Origin of the sequence: Faecalibacterium sp. 9 (assembly GCF_048320955.1) — a bacterium.
GTDB lineage: Bacteria > Bacillota > Clostridia > Oscillospirales > Ruminococcaceae > Faecalibacterium > Faecalibacterium wellingii.
On record NZ_JBLWGB010000002.1, the window covers coordinates 646,823 to 661,216 of the forward strand.

Below are 14,394 nucleotides of genomic sequence, written 5' to 3' on the forward strand. Positions count from 1 at the left end.
CGCATTTTGATACAAAGGAAGTTATTGCTATGAAAACCGCATTGACCATTGCCGGCAGCGATTCCAGCGGCGGCGCCGGTATTCAGGCCGATATCAAGACCATGACCGCCAACGGCGTGTATGCCATGAGCGCCATCACCGCCCTGACCGCCCAGAATACCACCGGTGTTACCGGCATTTTTGAAGCCACCCCGGAATTTCTGGCGCAGGAGATCGACGCCATTTTTACCGACATCTACCCGGACGCCGTCAAAATTGGCATGGTGTCCTCGGCTGAGCTGATCGGGGTAATTGCCGAAAAGCTGCACACCTACGGCGCAAAGCATATCGTGGTGGACCCCGTGATGGTAGCCACTTCCGGTTCCAAGCTGCTGCGGGATGACGCCGTGCAGGCACTGACCGAAAAGCTGCTGCCCATGGCAGAGGTCGTCACCCCCAATATCCCGGAGGCCGAGATCCTCTCCGGCATGAAGATCACCGACGCGGCAGGCATGGAAGTTGCCGCACAGCGCATCAGTGAAAAATATCACTGCGCCGTGCTGTGCAAGGGCGGCCACCAGATCAATGATGCCGACGACCTGCTGTGGCGGAACGGCTGCGGCAAGTGGTTCCGGGGCAGACGCATTGACAACCCCAATACGCACGGCACCGGCTGCACCCTGTCCAGCGCCATTGCATCCAATCTGGCAAAGGGCTATGATCTGGATGCTTCTGTGGAGCGGGCAAAAGCCTATATTTCCGGCTGTCTTTCTGCCATGCTGGATCTGGGCCATGGCTCCGGCCCCATGAACCACATGTTTGCACTGAAGGGAGAATTTGTTGGTGAGTGAGCAGTCTTTTGTGCAGCAGCTGGTACAGGAAAGCCTGCCCGTGTGGGAGCAGTGCCTGCATTCGGAATTTCTGGAAAGACTTGCGGACGGCACGCTGGACGAAGCCTGCTTTAAGGGCTACATTGTAGAGGACAGCCTTTACCTGCGGGAATATGCCAAGGTGTTCGCATGGGGCATGACCAAGGCGGCAGATATGCAGACCATCCGCACCTACTATTCCCTGCTGTCCTTCGTAAACGAGAGTGAGGACGCCGAACGCCTGCGCTGCCTGAGGCAGTTCGGGCTGACCGATGAGGGCATCCAGAGCCTGCCGCTGCGGCCGGAGAACCGCGCCTATGTGGACTACATGATCGACACCGCCAGAAACAGCGAGGGCGCTGCCGAGTGCATGATGGCCTGCCTGCCCTGCATGCTGAGCTACAGCTGGATCTTTCAGAAGCTGCTGAAAGAGCATCCCGCTGTGCAGGATGCCCCCTATGGTGCGCTGGTAGCAGACTATGCAGGCAGGGACTACGAGGAAGCCTGCCGCGACTGGGCTGCATTTGCAGAAAAGACCTGTGAGGGCCTGAGCCCGGAGCGCCTTGCCCGCTGCCGCGAGATCTTCCATGCCTGCTCTGTGTATGAGCTGGATTTCTGGGCCATGGCGGCTTTGCCCCGCAGTGACCTGTAATGATTCTGAGCATAAAAATGCACCCGGCGTGTGGGCAGGACCACAGCAGCCGGGTGCATTTTCTTTTACGCAGTCAGGCAGACATTAAAAGTCCGACTTCTCGTGATTTTTCGCAAAAGTCGTCCGTAGTGCAAACCACTGCGGGCTTTTTGTTTTTCTGGGAAAGTGTTAAGAAATTAGAGGAGGCATTTCTTATGAAACCATGCTCTCCGCTTCGCTCTGAGCATAAGCAGAGGAATTTATAATTTTATTTGTGGTCTGGAAACAACCGCGGTTGTTTCCAGACCACTTTTTCACGAGAAAGGCCGTTCCGTTCAATGCATTTTGAGCTCCAAAATTTACAGCAAAAAGCGAAGAGGAAACGACCCTCAGTCATTTCCTCTTCGCAAACGGTAAAGTTATATTCTAAGAATATTCTTACCCTCTTACGGCATCCTTCATGCGCTTGACATAGGCACCGATCTGCTCCGGGGCATCCTTGCCGTACTGCTCCAGCAGCTTGATGACGGCGGAACCCACGATCGCACCATCGGCGATGCCCGCCATCTTTGCCGCCTGCTCCGGCGTGGAGATGCCAAAACCGATGGCACAGGGCACTGCGGTGTTTTCCCGCACCACCTTCACGATGGACGCAAGGTCGGTCCGGATCTCGCTGCGGGTACCGGTGACGCCCAGACTGGACACGATATACAAAAATCCCTCGGCTTCTTTGGCGATCATGGCAATGCGGTTTTCAGAGGTAGGGGCGATCATTGAGATCAGGTCCACACCGTACTTATGGCAGGTGGGCGCAAACTCCTCTTTTTCCTCATAGGGCAGGTCGGGCAGGATCAGCCCGTCAATGCCGATCTCCGCGCAGGTAGAGATGAACCGCTCTGCGCCGTAGGAGAACACGACATTTGCATAGGTCATGAACACCATGGGGATCGAAACATCTTTCCGCACCTCGCGGACGAAGTCAAAGATCTTATCCGTGGTGGTCCCCGCTTTCAGGGCGCGGATGTTGGCCCCCTGAATGACCGGGCCCTCGGCGGTGGGGTCCGAGAACGGGATGCCCAGCTCGATGAGGTCGGCGCCGTTTGCCGCCATGGCGCGGACGGCTGCGGCGGTGGTTTCCAGATCCGGATCGCCGCAGGTAATGAACGGAATGAACGCCTTGCCGTTGGCAAAGGCCTTTGCAATGTTACTCATGAAGATCCTCCCCTCTGTAGCGGGCAATGGCGGCGCAGTCCTTATCGCCGCGGCCGGAAATGGTGATGACGATGATCTGTTCCTTGTCCATAGTGGGTGCCAGCCGGATGGCATGGGCCACGGCGTGGGCAGATTCAATAGCCGGGATGATGCCCTCGGTGCGTGCCAGATACTCAAATGCGTTCACGGCTTCGTCGTCCGTAATTGCCACATACTCGGCGCGGCCGATATCATGCAGCCATGCGTGCTCCGGGCCGATGCCGGGATAATCCAGACCGGCAGAAATGGAGTAGACCGGCGCGATCTGACCGTATTCATCCTGACAGAAATAGGACTTCATGCCGTGGAAAATGCCCAGACGGCCCGTATTGATGGTAGCGGCAGTCTCGAAGGTGTCGATGCCGCGGCCTGCGGCCTCACAGCCGATGAGGCGCACATCTTTATCATTGATGAAATTATAGAAGCTGCCAATGGCGTTGGAGCCGCCGCCCACGCAGGCAATGACGGCATCCGGCAGGCAGCCTTCCTTTTCCAGTATCTGTTCCTTGATCTCCTTGGAAATAACCGCCTGAAAATCACGCACGATGGTGGGGAACGGATGCGGGCCCATCACCGAGCCAAGGCAGTAATGGGTATCGCTGATGCGGCTGGTCCACTCGCGCATGGCTTCGGACACGGCATCCTTCAGCGTGCCGGTGCCGCTGGTGACGGGAATGACCTCCGCGCCCAAAAGACGCATCCGGTAGACGTTCAGGGCCTGACGTTTGGTGTCCTCCTCGCCCATGAACACCACACACTCCATACCCATCAGGGCAGCGGCAGTGGCGGTGGCAACGCCATGCTGACCGGCACCGGTCTCGGCGATGAGGCGGGTCTTGCCCATCTTTTTGGCCAGCAGCGCCTGCCCGAGAACATTGTTGATCTTGTGCGCACCGGTGTGATTCAGGTCCTCACGCTTGAGGTAGATCTTTGCACCGCCGAGGTCCTCGGTCATCTTTTTTGCATAGTACAGGCGGCTGGGGCGGCCTGCGTACTCGTTGAGCAGTTCGGTGAGCTCCCGATTGAACTCCGGGTCATCTTTATAATGGTTGTAGGCCTCTTCCAGTTCAATGACGGCATTCATCAGCGTTTCGGGGATATATTGTCCGCCGTGGATGCCAAAGCGTCCGTTGGGGTTTGTCATGGTCGTTCATTCCTTTCCTGATTGGTCGTTTTTGCGTACCGCGGCCACGAATGCCGCCATCTTTTCGGGGTCCTTCTTCCCTGCCGTCTCAATGCCGGAGCTCACATCCACCCCATAGGGGTGCAGACGCTCCACAGCATCGGCCGCATTCTCCGGGCCAAGCCCTCCGGCAAGAAGATAATCCCGCTTGAAATTTTCCAGCAGCGCCCAGTCAAAGGCCCTGCCCGTTCCGCCTGTGCCGGAATCCAGCAGAACAAGGTCTGCCGGGCTTTTTTCCGCCTTTGCAAGGCTTTCGGCATCCGTCACGCGGAAGGCCTGCCAGAGCGGCCTTGCGGTCAGCCCCCGCAGCCGGGCAATGTAAGCGGCATCCTCCTGCCCGTGGAGCTGGGCGATCTCAATGATGCCTGCATTCAGCAGATCAGCCACCGCTTCCGGTGCTTCGTTCACGAACACGCCCACGGCCTGGATCCCGGAGAAAAGCTGTGCTTTTAATTCTGCGGCCAATTCCCAGGAAACATACCGTCTGCTTTTGGGGGCAAACACAAAGCCGATGTACTCCGGCTGCAGGGCATTTGCCGCTGCGATATCCTCCGGACGGGTCAGGCCGCACAATTTGATCCTTGTCATAGCAGTCCTTTCAATTCCCGCATCTTTGCGGTCTTATCCGGCGCACGCATGAGCGTTTCACCAATGAGCACTGCGTCTGCCCCGATGGCTGCAAGCCCGGCAACATCTTCGGCAGTTTTTACGCCGCTTTCCGAGACAAAAAGCACATCCTGCGGGATACGGGAGCGCAGGCGGCGGCTGTTTTCGGTGTCCACCGTGAAGGTTTTCAGGTTGCGGTTGTTCACACCGAGGATGCGTGCCCCGGCGGCAAGCGCACGGTCCACTTCGGCGTCATCATGGGCTTCCATCAGAGCGGAGAGTCCCAAGTCCTCGCAGATGGCAAGGTACTCTTTGAGCTGTGCATCGTTCAGAATCGCGCAGATGAGCAGCACCGCCGAAGCGCCCAGAAGCTTTGCTTCGTAGATCATGTACGCATCCACGGTAAAATCCTTGCGCAGGCAGGGTGTGGAGACAGCAGAAGTGATCTCCTTCAGATAGGTGTCACTGCCCAAAAACCACTTTGGCTCGGTCAGCACCGAGATGGCATCTGCCCCGGCGGCTTCGTATTCTCTGGCGATCTGCAGATACGGGAACTCCGGTGCGATGAGCCCCTTGGAAGGCGATGCTTTTTTACACTCACAGATAAAGGCAAGCCCCGGCTTTGCAAGGGCTTTTTCAAACCGGAAGTCCCCTTTAGGCAGGGACAGCGCCTGCCGCTTTATTTCGGCCAGCGGCAGGGTCTGCTTTGCCGCTTCCACCCGCTGCCGGGCGTGTTCGGCCAGCTGGTCTAAGATGTTCATGCATTTTCCTCCGGGCGATTGCTCACTTCGATGAACTTTTCCAGCACAGCCGCTGCCTTGCCGCTGTTGATCAGCTGTGCAGCCAGTGCGATGCCCTCCGCCATCGTGTCTGCCTTACCGCCGATGTAGAGGGATGCGCCCGCGTTCAGCAGAACGGCGTCACGCTTGGGGCCCTTCTCGCCTGCCAGAATGGCGCGGGTGATGACGGCATTTTCTGCCGGGGCACCGCCCACAAGGTCGGCCTTTTCGCAGCGGGTCAGGCCGAACTGCTCCGGCGTAATGGTGTAGCATTTGTACCAGCCATCCTTGATCTCACACACTCTGGTGGGAGCACTGAGGGAGATCTCGTCCAGCTTATCCTTGCCGTAGACCACCATACCGCGCCGGACCCCCAGACTGATGAGCACCTGTGCCAGCGGCTCCACAAGGTATTCATCGTAGACGCCCAGCAGCTGCATGGCAGGCGAACCGGGATTGGTGAGCGGTCCAAGGATGTTGAACACGGTGCGGAAGCCCAGTTCCCTGCGGATGGGGCCCACGTACTTCATGGAGGCGTGGTACTTCTGGGCAAAGAAGAAGCAGATACCCACCTCGTTCAGCAGTTCCACGCAGCGGGCAGGGCTCTGCTGAATGTTCACGCCCAGTGCTTCCAGACAGTCGGCGGTGCCGCACTGGGAGGAGGCGGCCCGGTTGCCGTGCTTGGCCACCTTCATGCCGCCTGCCGCCGCCACCAGCGCCGAGGTGGTGGAGATATTAAAGCTGTGGGCGTTGTCGCCGCCGGTGCCTACGATCTCGAAAAGCTCCATGCCGGCATCCACCTTGGTGGCGTGGTCCCGCATGGCAGCAGCGCAGCCTGCGATCTCGTCGGTCGTCTCCGCCTTAGCGCTCTTAGTGGAGAGTGCCGCCAGAAAGGCTGCGTTCTGGGTGGGCGTGGTCTCGCCGCTCATGATCTCGTTCATCACGGCGTAGGCTTCGTCATAGGTCAGGTCCTGTTTGCTGACGATCTTCACGATTGCTTCCTTGATCATTTTCTTAGCCCTCCATAAAATTTTTCAAGATCGACCGGCCCTGCGGGGTCAGGATGGATTCCGGATGGAACTGCACCCCATAGATGGGGTATACAAAGCGTGGGCTGTATCTTCATGGCCGCTTCCCCTTTCTGTAAAAACAAAAACTCCCCCGGCTCTTCTGCCGAAGGAGTATAAACAAAACGCCCCCGACAGAAGAACTCTCTTCTGTCAGGGACGAATAAAGCCTGGCCTTTTATCCGCGGTACCACCCTGATTTCATGGGTATGACCCCATGCACTTGGCGGGATGCCAACACATCCCCGGCAACTGACGTATGCCCTCACGTTGCAGAATACTATGCGGCAAAAGCGCCGCAGTTCCCTGCACCCTCAGCGGTCCATTTCAGGAAAAGCGACGCAAAATCACACTTTCCTTGACGAACTGTTTCCGGTCTGCTTCTCAGCTGCGCAGGCTCTCTGTACAGGCGTGGTTCGCCGTTATCTCCGCTTCAACGGTTTAGTGTATTGAATTTGGCTATATTAAACCACGGATTTTTCGTTTGTCAATACCTGTTTGCAAATTTTTCAAAATCAGCCTATGTCCACAGTGGGTTCAGCGCTTCCGGCGGCTGTTCGTGCTGGAAAACTTCACCGCTTTTGCCGGTCTGCGGCGGCTGTGCAACGCACTGTAGTAGCCAAAGGCAGTGCCGCATAAGCCGCCCACAATGTGCATGAAGTTTGCCACATTATCATGCACAAAAATGATATCGTACACCTGCTGACCGAAGTACAGCGCTGCTACCAGCAGCATGGTGACCGGGATGCCTCCGGAAAAGCCCGCCAGCGAGGAGAGCATGATGAGCATGAACACGATGCCGGACGCGCCCAGCAGCCCCGAACGCGGGAACAGCACACATTGCAGCACACCGGTGACCAGAGCGGTGAACACCATGCCGCACAAAAGCGGCTTGCTGCCGTACTTTTCTTCCATTGGCGGGCCAACAACGAGCAGCAGCAGCATGTTGTTCAGAAAGTGGTCCCAGCTGGCATGGCCCAGCACATGGCCGAACAGCCGGATGTAGAACAGCGGGTCCTTCAGCGAGGAGCGGTAGACACAGAACAGGTGCATGGTTGTCCACCCGTCCGTCCACTGGTCGAGGAACAGCACCAGAAGTGACAGCAGGAAAAATGTGAGGATCACAGGGGAGTTGTATTGCAGTTCCAATTTTAGTTTGACTTTTTTCGTGAGTTGTCATTCCCTTCTTTGTATATCTGTAGGACATGCCAGTGTGTCGGCAGCCCTCACCCCCTCGTCTCCACCCAATATTCACCCATGCTCTGGCCGGGCTGACCGGTCACCTCATCGCTGAGGTATGCACCAAGGCCACAGCTTTCCGGCTGCCATGCAAGGGCCGCTTCCACCGTGGGGTACTCCACCTCGGCATACCAGAACTCGGTGGGCTGGCCTTCGTCCACATGGTTCACTTCCAGCACAGAACCGTCCGGCAGGGTGTAGCTGCGGCGCAGCTTCGGGATGAGAGGTTTGCCGATGATCTTGTGTTCCAGATCCTCAAACAGCGCTTTGTCGATGCTGCGCTCGATCTCCTCGCGGGCAAGGCCGCCCCCGGATTTGAAGCAGAGGATGTAGTCCGTTCTGCCGCCGGTGAGGGCTTCTTCCCGGATGCGCACGGTGGGCCGCACGCTGATATAGCCCTGCCGCATGGCAAATTCCTCTCTGAGGGGCAGCCCCTCCGGCCAGCCCTTCACCATCCATTTGCGTTCGATTTCCATAATGCATCCCTCTTTCATGCGGTTTTTTGGCATTTCTTATTTATAATAACATGATTTTGTGCTATTGCAAAATCACCCACAAGAAAACTTTCGATTTTTCGATTGTTTTCTTGTGTTTTGTCTCTAATTTGTTACTGATTCATCCTAAAATTTATCATTTCAACAGCAAAATCGTCTCCCGCAGCTGTTCCAATGTTTTATGATTGTACACACGATTACCTACATCTTTCGACTTGTGCCCCATCAGAAGATCAATGCATTTACGGTTGGCCTTGGCGTTGTCCAGTGACGTTTCAAAGGTATGCCGCGCTTCGTGCGGGGTCTTGTCTGCACCGATTCTGTCCATGACCTCAGCCCAGCATTCATAATACTTCTGTTTACTCAGTTTCTTACCATCTGCAGTTATCAGGTATTTATGGCCATGTTGAGCCCACGCCTGCACAAAAGGCAGGATCTTCGGATGGATCGGCACAATACGACCCTTGCCAGCCGCTGTTTTGATGCCGCCCTGAAACGTCTTCTGCTGAAGGTCAACCTGTTCCGTCTGCATGTTCAGCAGTTCCATCAAGCGGAATCCTGTGTAAAGGAACACCAGCACGGTATCGACCCACGGTTCATCCTGTATTTCCCACAGGGCAGCAATCTGTTCCGGCGTAAAGGGCATCCGGCTGGTTTCTGGAACGGGCGGTGCTGTGGTCAGCTGAGAATACATCTTACTGATGATGTCACATTCAAAGGCAAACTCATCCAGATGCCCCCACAGAACCTTGATCTGAGCCTGTGTGCTGTATCCCCTTCCGCAGTTGTCAATGCAGTCCCGCATCTGGTAGGCCCGGATGCTGCGGTATTTCATACCGTAGTATTTCTGGCAGTGCTTGAAGGCCGACTTCATCGCGCCCTGACTGGCCTGCCCCATCTTTGGCAGCTTGATCTTCGCCCAGCGCTGGTACAGGTCCACCAATGTGACCTTGTTCCGGTCGATGCTCCATGGGTTGTCGTTGTACTGAGCAAGGATGATGTTCGCCTGCTCCTCGGTCTCTGCGTAGTCGATCGGTACCTGCTTCCCATGCCCTTCGGCATCGTACACGGTAACTTTTACCACCCACGGCCGTGATCGGTTTCCCTTCAGCTTGGTTACGCAGCCATAATGATTCGGCTTTCTTCTTCCCATGTTTCCACCTCCAAAAGGGTACACTTTGACAAGCCTGCCCGGAGGTGGTATCATAGTCTGTGCAGAGGTTCGCCAAAATCTACTGTACAGAGCCGTGACGCCTTCGGGCAAGCGGTTCGGAAACCTCCTTCGGTGCTGGTAACACCGGGGGAGTTTTTTTTTATTTGTTTGTGCAAATCAAAATTATACTATACTTTAGCATAATTTTGATGTATAATGAACGTGAACGAATCTTTTCATTCATACACAGAAAGAAAGGTGCTATCATGTCAGAGCGTCAGAATGCCGTCGAACTTTATCTTGACGAAAAAGACTTCAAAATGAAGTTGAACGGTGTTGAAGTCCATCGCGTCAATGGCTTCTCCATCCAGTGCGATGCGGGCCATCCCCTCGCAGATATGACGCTGAACATTTCGGTGGACAAACTGAAACTCGGTTAATGGAGTTTACTCCACACATCCAGCGCCTTGTCAATGCCGCGTTCGACAGCCGTTTCGCCGTACTCGATAGCCTTCGGAAACAGATCGCAGGCACCCATCATGTAAAGGTCGATATAGCCATCATCACGCAGTTCCGCAAGCGCCTCTCTCACGTCATCCCACGGGATCCCCGGCAATGCAGCCGACACATCTTCTGATGCAAAGTATTTTGCCTGAGACTTCGGCAAGGTTTTGCGGCGCTCCGTGTATGCACGATAAAGTTTCAGCAAGACCTTTTCGGTATCTTTTGTCATCCCGTATTTTCTCCTTCTGCGCCCTCGGTGTTCGCAGCACCGGGGGCGTTTTTTGTTTAGTGATTTTATTTTATAGATTCAATAACTGTTTTTTCTTTGCATTGTACTCGTCTTCTGTAATTGCTCCAATGTCCAGAAGATTTTTAAACTTCATAAGCTCATCCGCAACGCTGGATGAAGCATTCGGAACTTTCCTTATTGTTGTTCTTTCGCTAAAGATTTCTTCGCAAAGTTTCAGAACCTTGCGGGAATATGTAAAAACCGGAGACTCAAATCTTCCAAACGGATATTCCACGACAAACGACATTTTCGGATTCGATTCTTCTGTATGTGAAACCTTCTTTGCCGTGTTACCACCGACAACTGCGCCAACAGGACCTGCAACGATTCCTCCAGCGATTGATCGAGTGACGCTGCCTTTTGTCTCGGTGACAACCTTTGTATCCACTTTGACGGTATAGTCTACAAGCTCATCGAACGTAAACCACCCCGGAATTCCTGCGACCGTCATAAGTCGCTGCGCTCTGTTCACATAAGCAACCATTGTTCCCGGTTCCTGCAGATTTTCAAAGCCTTTCGCCCGCTCACGCCGGTCGTTGAAGAACTTCCATCCTTCTTTTAATTTATCAGCAGGGACAGTTTTGTAATCCATTCCAAGATCGGAAAACAAAGACCGGCATCTTTTACAGACAAAACCGTCTGAGCAAGACTCTCTGTCAAAGATTCCCATCTTCTCGCCGCAGATAGAACAATTTGCCATTGAACATTCCTCCTTTTTCATTCGAAAAAATCCAATTTTTCATTCGATTTTTGCGCAGATAATATTGCTTGCAGGATACAGCAAACAGTTGTATAATATGAGCAAATAGAACAACCGCTGTTGGAGGGCCGCATCATGACACGACAAGAAACCATCAACGCCATTCTGAAACTGCTGGAAAAAGCCGATTTCCGCCAGCTGCGGCTTGTGTGGGTGTACGCAAGCCACCTGATCGGATAAGCAACCAGCCACCACGCGAGGGAAGCCTTTACGGGCTTTCCTCTTTTTTTTGCGTCAATTTTTCGGCCATACGTTCCAGCAGCTCCCAGTCCGCCGGGCTCAGGCCTGCCAGCATTTCAACAAAACGCTTTTTAAAGGTGTCACTGTCATCCTTGGTCAGGTCGGCCAGAAAAGCAGCTACCTGCTCCGACTGGGTGTCCTGCACAAACATTTCACCCTCGCCGGTACGCAGCCACGCTTCCCGGACGCCGAACTTATCGCAGATATCTTTAATGGTGCGGTCACTGGGTTCAACAACATTCACTTCATAACTGCCAACAGTGTTCCGTTTAAGGTTCAGTCGATCAGCAAACTCCTGTTGCGTCAGCTTTTCGTTTTTTCTTACTTCTTTAATTCGTTCACCTATCGTCATTTTGTTCACCTCCTTTGCCATCATTATAGCAGGTGTAAACCAGCTCGTCAAGATATTTTGTTGGAAAAATCAACAAAGCAGCTCTTGACAAACGTCATTCAATGACTTATACTTGTCATGCAATCAACAAATTGCAATCAGGTCAACACGAAGGGAGGTGAACCACATGACCGACAACAAAAAGCCCATCGCACCTATGGAAGAGGAACGCCGGGCGGAGCTGGAAAGCGAGATCGAAGAGTTTGAACGCCAGACGGAAAGGAACGAAGCAGAGCGCTGGGCGCGCATCGAAAAGAAAGAAAAGGCTGCAACGGTCAAGTCTGCGCTGTCGCTTGCATTCAACATCATTGCGCTTCTGATCATTTTAGCCAAGCGGCTATTATTGCAATGATGGATACCGCAAGACTGATACCTGCCCAGATCTCTGCATTTTGAGCGCGAATCTCGGCTCTTTTTGCACGTTCTTCAGTTTCTTCAAAGTGCTGCTGTCTGCGCAATTCCGAACGCCCACCGGCATTGATCTGATAGATGTAGTCTGGTCCGTCATAAGGATCCACATAGCCATCTTCATCTTGATATCGAGAAACCATATCGTGCTTGTACAGCCAATCCAGCGTTTCACCGTCTGCCGGCACTCCGCACTTTTCCATCTGATAACTGGAAAACGTTTCATCCGGGTGCTCATTTAAAAACCTAAGTATTTTCAGCGTTTTTACATCAAGCATTTTTACACTTCCTTCCTACGCCAGTATAGCACGGGAAGGACACCATCCACAACCCACCCGATGATGGCCGCATGGCAGCGGCCGAAACCATTCCGGTGACGCAGCCGGGATGGTCGTGGGAGCCACCCACAGAAAGGAGTGCTTCGTATGGCACGTAAGAACAATTCCCTGAACCCCGCCATGTATGGCCTGACGCAGCAGGATGTGGAGCGCGTGATCCGCATTCACACCATGTGCAAGGACATGGACGAGGACGCATTCGAGCAGATGGAGACCGCTGCGGCATCCATCAATCTGGTGGCCAGTCTGAAGAAGCTGGACGGGCGGCCTGTGGCATGAAAGGAGGAATGACACATGTTCAAAGACAGGTTGAAGAAAGCCATGAAAGACCTGCATCTGAATCAGGTACAGGTTTCCGGGATGACCGGCAGATCCAGAGCGTCCATCTGTCAATATCTGGCTGGTGCACAAGTGCCGCCCGATGCCGTACAGCGCAGTATGGCTGCGGCCCTTGGGCTGGATGCCGAATACTTTACCGCGCCGGATGCGCCCCAGTACACCGATCCTGTCCCCAAACGACACGGCGGCATCCGGCAGCTGAGCCTTAAACAGGCTGCCGCCCTGCTTGGCGTTGACAAGGAAACGGTCGGCAAGGGCTTGCAGCAGGGCGTATTCCCGTGGGGGTACGGAGTCAAGACATCTGCAAACCGCTGGCGCTACATCATCAATGCCGATCGGTTTTCTCAGATCGAAGGCGTTGAAATTCAGGAAGGAGAATCCGCATGAAGATCAAATCCGGCGTGTGGTACTGGCTGGCCGTGGCCAGCGGGACCGTGGGCCTGCTGTACGGCATGGGGCTGGAGGGCAGCTTCCAGACCGGCGGCACCGTCTCGGACGGCGCGTTCATCACGGCCATGGTGCTGATCCTGCTGGCGGTGTTCTTTGCCCGGCTGGGCTTTGCCGCCCATGACCGGGAGCAGCAGGAGCGCCGCAAGGTACACCAGCAGCCCCGGAACACCGTAAAGAGCGGCAGGAAGGCAGGCTGAGCATGAGCGACTTCAAGACCTACACCCGCATCTGCGTGGACTGCGGCAAGGTGCTCTGCAATGTCGGACGCTCTGCTCAGCGCTGTCCCGAATGCGGCAAAAAGCACGCCAACGCTCAGAGCCTTGAATGGGATCGCCGGCGCAATGAAGAACTGCAGGCCCGGCGTCAGGGCCTTGCCGCTGAGCGCAGCAGCCTTGCCCTTCACGCCGAGGTCCGCGCTGCAGAAGAAGCCGGCCTGAGCTACGGCAAATACATGCTGCAGAAAATGCAGGCAAACAAAAAGCCCGCCGGTGCGCCAACACCGACGAGCCCAAAGGGTGATGGAATTTGAAAGCCCCATCACCCTTGATGATATCACATCAGAAAGGATTTTACAAATGAAAGGTATTTTAGCCGAACCGGGCGCAGAGCCCGTGGTCACCACCCTGCCGGACAGCCTGTGGGCCATTGAGAAACGGCTGGGCACCCGCAGTGAGATGATCGTGCTGCCCCGCACCCCGGCGGTGCTGTTCGTGGGCCGGTACGATGGCCCTATCCAGCCCGCCAGCCTGCTGAACCGGACGTACCGGGGCCGCCAGCTTTACGGCCCTATCCTCTGCTACGGCTGGAAGGGCAACAACATCCAGTCCATGAGCAAGGATGTGCAGGCCGAGATGCTGGATCGCCTCAAGGACACGGAGGTGCGGGTATGACTACCTATATCTGCAAATGCGGACGGCGAGTGAAGAAATCCACCGATGCCAGTACCACTGGCAACCGTCTGTCTGGCTATGCACCCGGCCATGAGTGCTGGGGATGCCCCTACGCCATGCCATACGGAAACTTTCAATGGGACGAAAGTGCCAAAACTGTCGCCCTGGAGACTCGGGGCTATGAGTGTCGGATGAGCAAGACTCTCACTTATGCATCAGAATTCTCTGGCTCCATCAAGGACAAATGCACCTGTCGAGTGCACAGTTTGGACTTCGACTTTTTGTCTCAGGTCTCCGCATGGATCAAAGATACTTATCCAGACAGAGAGATTTTTGGCTCGTTTTCCAAAGATATTCGTGCATCGGACTATGGATCTGACGGCCGTTACTGCCTGACTATCACCTGCGCTCAAAATCTGAAAGGTGTTGCCGCAAAAAGAGAGCTGCTTGGTCAGTTTTTTACCCCGAATGGCAGCCGCAAGGACATGACACCGCAGCAGGAAATGGAAAAGATTCTTGCCGACATTAAAAAAG

At 54.8% G+C, this 14,394-nt stretch carries 22 protein-coding genes; 9 read left to right on the forward strand and 13 right to left on the reverse strand.

Annotation, left to right across the window (positions count from 1 at the left end):
- Window positions 1-29: 29 nt before the first annotated feature.
- Both thiD and ACKXF9_RS11970 read left to right on the forward strand, forming a co-directional pair.
- Complete coding sequence (gene thiD / locus ACKXF9_RS11965) at window positions 30-830, forward strand: bifunctional hydroxymethylpyrimidine kinase/phosphomethylpyrimidine kinase (RefSeq protein WP_418266336.1); 801 nt, start codon at window positions 30-32, stop codon at window positions 828-830.
- Window positions 823-1,500 (forward strand): TENA/THI-4 family protein, encoded by a 678-nt coding sequence (locus tag ACKXF9_RS11970; RefSeq protein ID WP_418266337.1) that lies wholly within the window; start codon window positions 823-825, stop codon window positions 1,498-1,500. The genes thiD and ACKXF9_RS11970 overlap by 8 nt, the downstream gene beginning before the upstream one ends.
- Window positions 1,501-1,917: 417 nt before the next feature.
- On the opposite strand, the gene trpA is transcribed toward ACKXF9_RS11970, so the two are convergent.
- From trpA to ACKXF9_RS12015, 9 genes are all read right to left on the reverse strand, one after another.
- Window positions 1,918-2,691 carry a tryptophan synthase subunit alpha gene (gene trpA, locus ACKXF9_RS11975; RefSeq protein ID WP_418266338.1) on the reverse strand — a complete coding sequence of 258 codons (774 nt, stop codon included), beginning with the start codon at window positions 2,689-2,691 and terminating at the stop codon, window positions 1,918-1,920.
- A complete protein-coding gene (trpB, locus tag ACKXF9_RS11980) occupies window positions 2,684-3,874 on the reverse strand; it encodes a tryptophan synthase subunit beta (protein ID WP_418266339.1) in 1,191 nt (396 codons plus the stop codon). Before trpB ends, trpA begins: the two co-directional genes overlap by 8 nt.
- Before the next feature lie 6 nt (window positions 3,875-3,880).
- Entirely contained in the window at window positions 3,881-4,501 is a 621-nt protein-coding gene (locus ACKXF9_RS11985) for a phosphoribosylanthranilate isomerase (protein ID WP_418266340.1), read from the reverse strand.
- The gene (trpC, locus tag ACKXF9_RS11990; protein ID WP_418266341.1) at window positions 4,498-5,280 is read right to left on the reverse strand and encodes an indole-3-glycerol phosphate synthase TrpC; all 783 of its coding nucleotides are present in this window, start codon (window positions 5,278-5,280) and stop codon (window positions 4,498-4,500) included. The genes ACKXF9_RS11985 and trpC overlap by 4 nt, the downstream gene beginning before the upstream one ends.
- Window positions 5,277-6,308 (reverse strand): anthranilate phosphoribosyltransferase, encoded by a 1,032-nt coding sequence (gene trpD / locus ACKXF9_RS11995; protein ID WP_418266342.1) that lies wholly within the window; start codon window positions 6,306-6,308, stop codon window positions 5,277-5,279. Before trpD ends, trpC begins: the two co-directional genes overlap by 4 nt.
- A 4-nt stretch (window positions 6,309-6,312) precedes the next feature.
- Complete coding sequence (locus ACKXF9_RS12000) at window positions 6,313-6,393, reverse strand: glutamine amidotransferase-related protein (protein ID WP_339394926.1); 81 nt, start codon at window positions 6,391-6,393, stop codon at window positions 6,313-6,315.
- A 509-nt stretch (window positions 6,394-6,902) separates the two neighbouring features.
- Window positions 6,903-7,514: a rhomboid family intramembrane serine protease gene (locus tag ACKXF9_RS12005; protein WP_418266343.1), complete on the reverse strand. Its 612-nt coding sequence runs from the start codon at window positions 7,512-7,514 to the stop codon at window positions 6,903-6,905.
- A 77-nt stretch (window positions 7,515-7,591) separates the two neighbouring features.
- Window positions 7,592-8,080: a CYTH domain-containing protein gene (locus tag ACKXF9_RS12010; RefSeq protein ID WP_348583661.1), complete on the reverse strand. Its 489-nt coding sequence runs from the start codon at window positions 8,078-8,080 to the stop codon at window positions 7,592-7,594.
- Window positions 8,081-8,234: 154 nt separating this feature from the next.
- Window positions 8,235-9,251 carry a tyrosine-type recombinase/integrase gene (locus ACKXF9_RS12015; protein ID WP_418266344.1) on the reverse strand — a complete coding sequence of 339 codons (1,017 nt, stop codon included), beginning with the start codon at window positions 9,249-9,251 and terminating at the stop codon, window positions 8,235-8,237.
- Window positions 9,252-9,517: 266 nt separating this feature from the next.
- Between ACKXF9_RS12015 and ACKXF9_RS12020 the strand changes: the two genes are divergently transcribed.
- Window positions 9,518-9,691 carry a hypothetical protein gene (locus ACKXF9_RS12020; protein ID WP_418266345.1) on the forward strand — a complete coding sequence of 58 codons (174 nt, stop codon included), beginning with the start codon at window positions 9,518-9,520 and terminating at the stop codon, window positions 9,689-9,691.
- Here the strand turns inward: ACKXF9_RS12020 and ACKXF9_RS12025 are convergent.
- From ACKXF9_RS12025 to ACKXF9_RS12035, 3 genes are all read right to left on the reverse strand, one after another.
- Window positions 9,688-9,984: a hypothetical protein gene (locus ACKXF9_RS12025; protein WP_097775523.1), complete on the reverse strand. Its 297-nt coding sequence runs from the start codon at window positions 9,982-9,984 to the stop codon at window positions 9,688-9,690. The genes ACKXF9_RS12020 and ACKXF9_RS12025 overlap by 4 nt on opposite strands.
- Window positions 9,985-10,054: 70 nt before the next feature.
- The gene (locus ACKXF9_RS12030) at window positions 10,055-10,744 is read right to left on the reverse strand and encodes an SHOCT domain-containing protein (protein WP_418266346.1); all 690 of its coding nucleotides are present in this window, start codon (window positions 10,742-10,744) and stop codon (window positions 10,055-10,057) included.
- 268 nt (window positions 10,745-11,012) lie between these two features.
- Window positions 11,013-11,420, reverse strand: coding sequence for a helix-turn-helix domain-containing protein (locus ACKXF9_RS12035; protein ID WP_418266347.1), 408 nt, complete (start codon window positions 11,418-11,420; stop codon window positions 11,013-11,015).
- 142 nt (window positions 11,421-11,562) lie between these two features.
- Between ACKXF9_RS12035 and ACKXF9_RS12040 the strand changes: the two genes are divergently transcribed.
- Complete coding sequence (locus ACKXF9_RS12040; RefSeq protein ID WP_418266348.1) at window positions 11,563-11,787, forward strand: hypothetical protein; 225 nt, start codon at window positions 11,563-11,565, stop codon at window positions 11,785-11,787.
- Here ACKXF9_RS12040 and ACKXF9_RS12045 read toward each other — a convergent pair.
- Complete coding sequence (locus tag ACKXF9_RS12045; protein ID WP_418266349.1) at window positions 11,756-12,121, reverse strand: hypothetical protein; 366 nt, start codon at window positions 12,119-12,121, stop codon at window positions 11,756-11,758. The genes ACKXF9_RS12040 and ACKXF9_RS12045 overlap by 32 nt on opposite strands.
- Before the next feature lie 147 nt (window positions 12,122-12,268).
- On the opposite strand from ACKXF9_RS12045, the gene ACKXF9_RS12050 reads away from it, so the two are divergent.
- From ACKXF9_RS12050 to ACKXF9_RS12070, 5 genes are read left to right on the forward strand one after another with little or no spacing between them, the layout of a single operon-like run.
- Window positions 12,269-12,460, forward strand: a complete 192-nt coding sequence (locus tag ACKXF9_RS12050) for a hypothetical protein (protein WP_418266350.1) — start codon at window positions 12,269-12,271, stop codon at window positions 12,458-12,460.
- A 15-nt stretch (window positions 12,461-12,475) separates the two neighbouring features.
- Window positions 12,476-12,907: an XRE family transcriptional regulator gene (locus ACKXF9_RS12055; protein WP_418266351.1), complete on the forward strand. Its 432-nt coding sequence runs from the start codon at window positions 12,476-12,478 to the stop codon at window positions 12,905-12,907.
- A complete protein-coding gene (locus ACKXF9_RS12060) occupies window positions 12,904-13,167 on the forward strand; it encodes a hypothetical protein (RefSeq protein WP_418266352.1) in 264 nt (87 codons plus the stop codon). The genes ACKXF9_RS12055 and ACKXF9_RS12060 overlap by 4 nt, the downstream gene beginning before the upstream one ends.
- Before the next feature lie 2 nt (window positions 13,168-13,169).
- Window positions 13,170-13,499, forward strand: coding sequence for a hypothetical protein (locus ACKXF9_RS12065; RefSeq protein WP_418266353.1), 330 nt, complete (start codon window positions 13,170-13,172; stop codon window positions 13,497-13,499).
- A 46-nt stretch (window positions 13,500-13,545) separates the two neighbouring features.
- Window positions 13,546-13,860 carry a DUF3846 domain-containing protein gene (locus ACKXF9_RS12070; protein WP_418266354.1) on the forward strand — a complete coding sequence of 105 codons (315 nt, stop codon included), beginning with the start codon at window positions 13,546-13,548 and terminating at the stop codon, window positions 13,858-13,860.
- The last annotated feature ends 534 nt before the right edge of the window (window positions 13,861-14,394 follow it).

Excerpts from the sequence above, each read along its gene's own strand:
- thiD (WP_418266336.1), top strand. The coding sequence starts at position 30 with ATGAAAACCGCATTGACCATTGCCGGCAGCGATTCCAGCGGCGGCGCC.
- trpA (WP_418266338.1), bottom strand. The coding sequence starts at position 2,691 with ATGAGTAACATTGCAAAGGCCTTTGCCAACGGCAAGGCGTTCATTCCG.
- trpB (WP_418266339.1), bottom strand. The coding sequence starts at position 3,874 with ATGACAAACCCCAACGGACGCTTTGGCATCCACGGCGGACAATATATC.
- ACKXF9_RS11985 (WP_418266340.1), bottom strand. The coding sequence starts at position 4,501 with ATGACAAGGATCAAATTGTGCGGCCTGACCCGTCCGGAGGATATCGCA.
- trpC (WP_418266341.1), bottom strand. The coding sequence starts at position 5,280 with ATGAACATCTTAGACCAGCTGGCCGAACACGCCCGGCAGCGGGTGGAA.
- trpD (WP_418266342.1), bottom strand. The coding sequence starts at position 6,308 with ATGATCAAGGAAGCAATCGTGAAGATCGTCAGCAAACAGGACCTGACC.
- ACKXF9_RS12010 (WP_348583661.1), bottom strand. The coding sequence starts at position 8,080 with ATGGAAATCGAACGCAAATGGATGGTGAAGGGCTGGCCGGAGGGGCTG.
- ACKXF9_RS12015 (WP_418266344.1), bottom strand. The coding sequence starts at position 9,251 with ATGGGAAGAAGAAAGCCGAATCATTATGGCTGCGTAACCAAGCTGAAG.
- ACKXF9_RS12020 (WP_418266345.1), top strand. The coding sequence starts at position 9,518 with ATGTCAGAGCGTCAGAATGCCGTCGAACTTTATCTTGACGAAAAAGAC.
- ACKXF9_RS12025 (WP_097775523.1), bottom strand. The coding sequence starts at position 9,984 with ATGACAAAAGATACCGAAAAGGTCTTGCTGAAACTTTATCGTGCATAC.
- ACKXF9_RS12030 (WP_418266346.1), bottom strand. The coding sequence starts at position 10,744 with ATGGCAAATTGTTCTATCTGCGGCGAGAAGATGGGAATCTTTGACAGA.
- ACKXF9_RS12035 (WP_418266347.1), bottom strand. The coding sequence starts at position 11,420 with ATGATGGCAAAGGAGGTGAACAAAATGACGATAGGTGAACGAATTAAA.
- ACKXF9_RS12040 (WP_418266348.1), top strand. The coding sequence starts at position 11,563 with ATGACCGACAACAAAAAGCCCATCGCACCTATGGAAGAGGAACGCCGG.
- ACKXF9_RS12045 (WP_418266349.1), bottom strand. The coding sequence starts at position 12,121 with ATGCTTGATGTAAAAACGCTGAAAATACTTAGGTTTTTAAATGAGCAC.
- ACKXF9_RS12050 (WP_418266350.1), top strand. The coding sequence starts at position 12,269 with ATGGCACGTAAGAACAATTCCCTGAACCCCGCCATGTATGGCCTGACG.
- ACKXF9_RS12055 (WP_418266351.1), top strand. The coding sequence starts at position 12,476 with ATGTTCAAAGACAGGTTGAAGAAAGCCATGAAAGACCTGCATCTGAAT.
- ACKXF9_RS12060 (WP_418266352.1), top strand. The coding sequence starts at position 12,904 with ATGAAGATCAAATCCGGCGTGTGGTACTGGCTGGCCGTGGCCAGCGGG.
- ACKXF9_RS12065 (WP_418266353.1), top strand. The coding sequence starts at position 13,170 with ATGAGCGACTTCAAGACCTACACCCGCATCTGCGTGGACTGCGGCAAG.
- ACKXF9_RS12070 (WP_418266354.1), top strand. The coding sequence starts at position 13,546 with ATGAAAGGTATTTTAGCCGAACCGGGCGCAGAGCCCGTGGTCACCACC.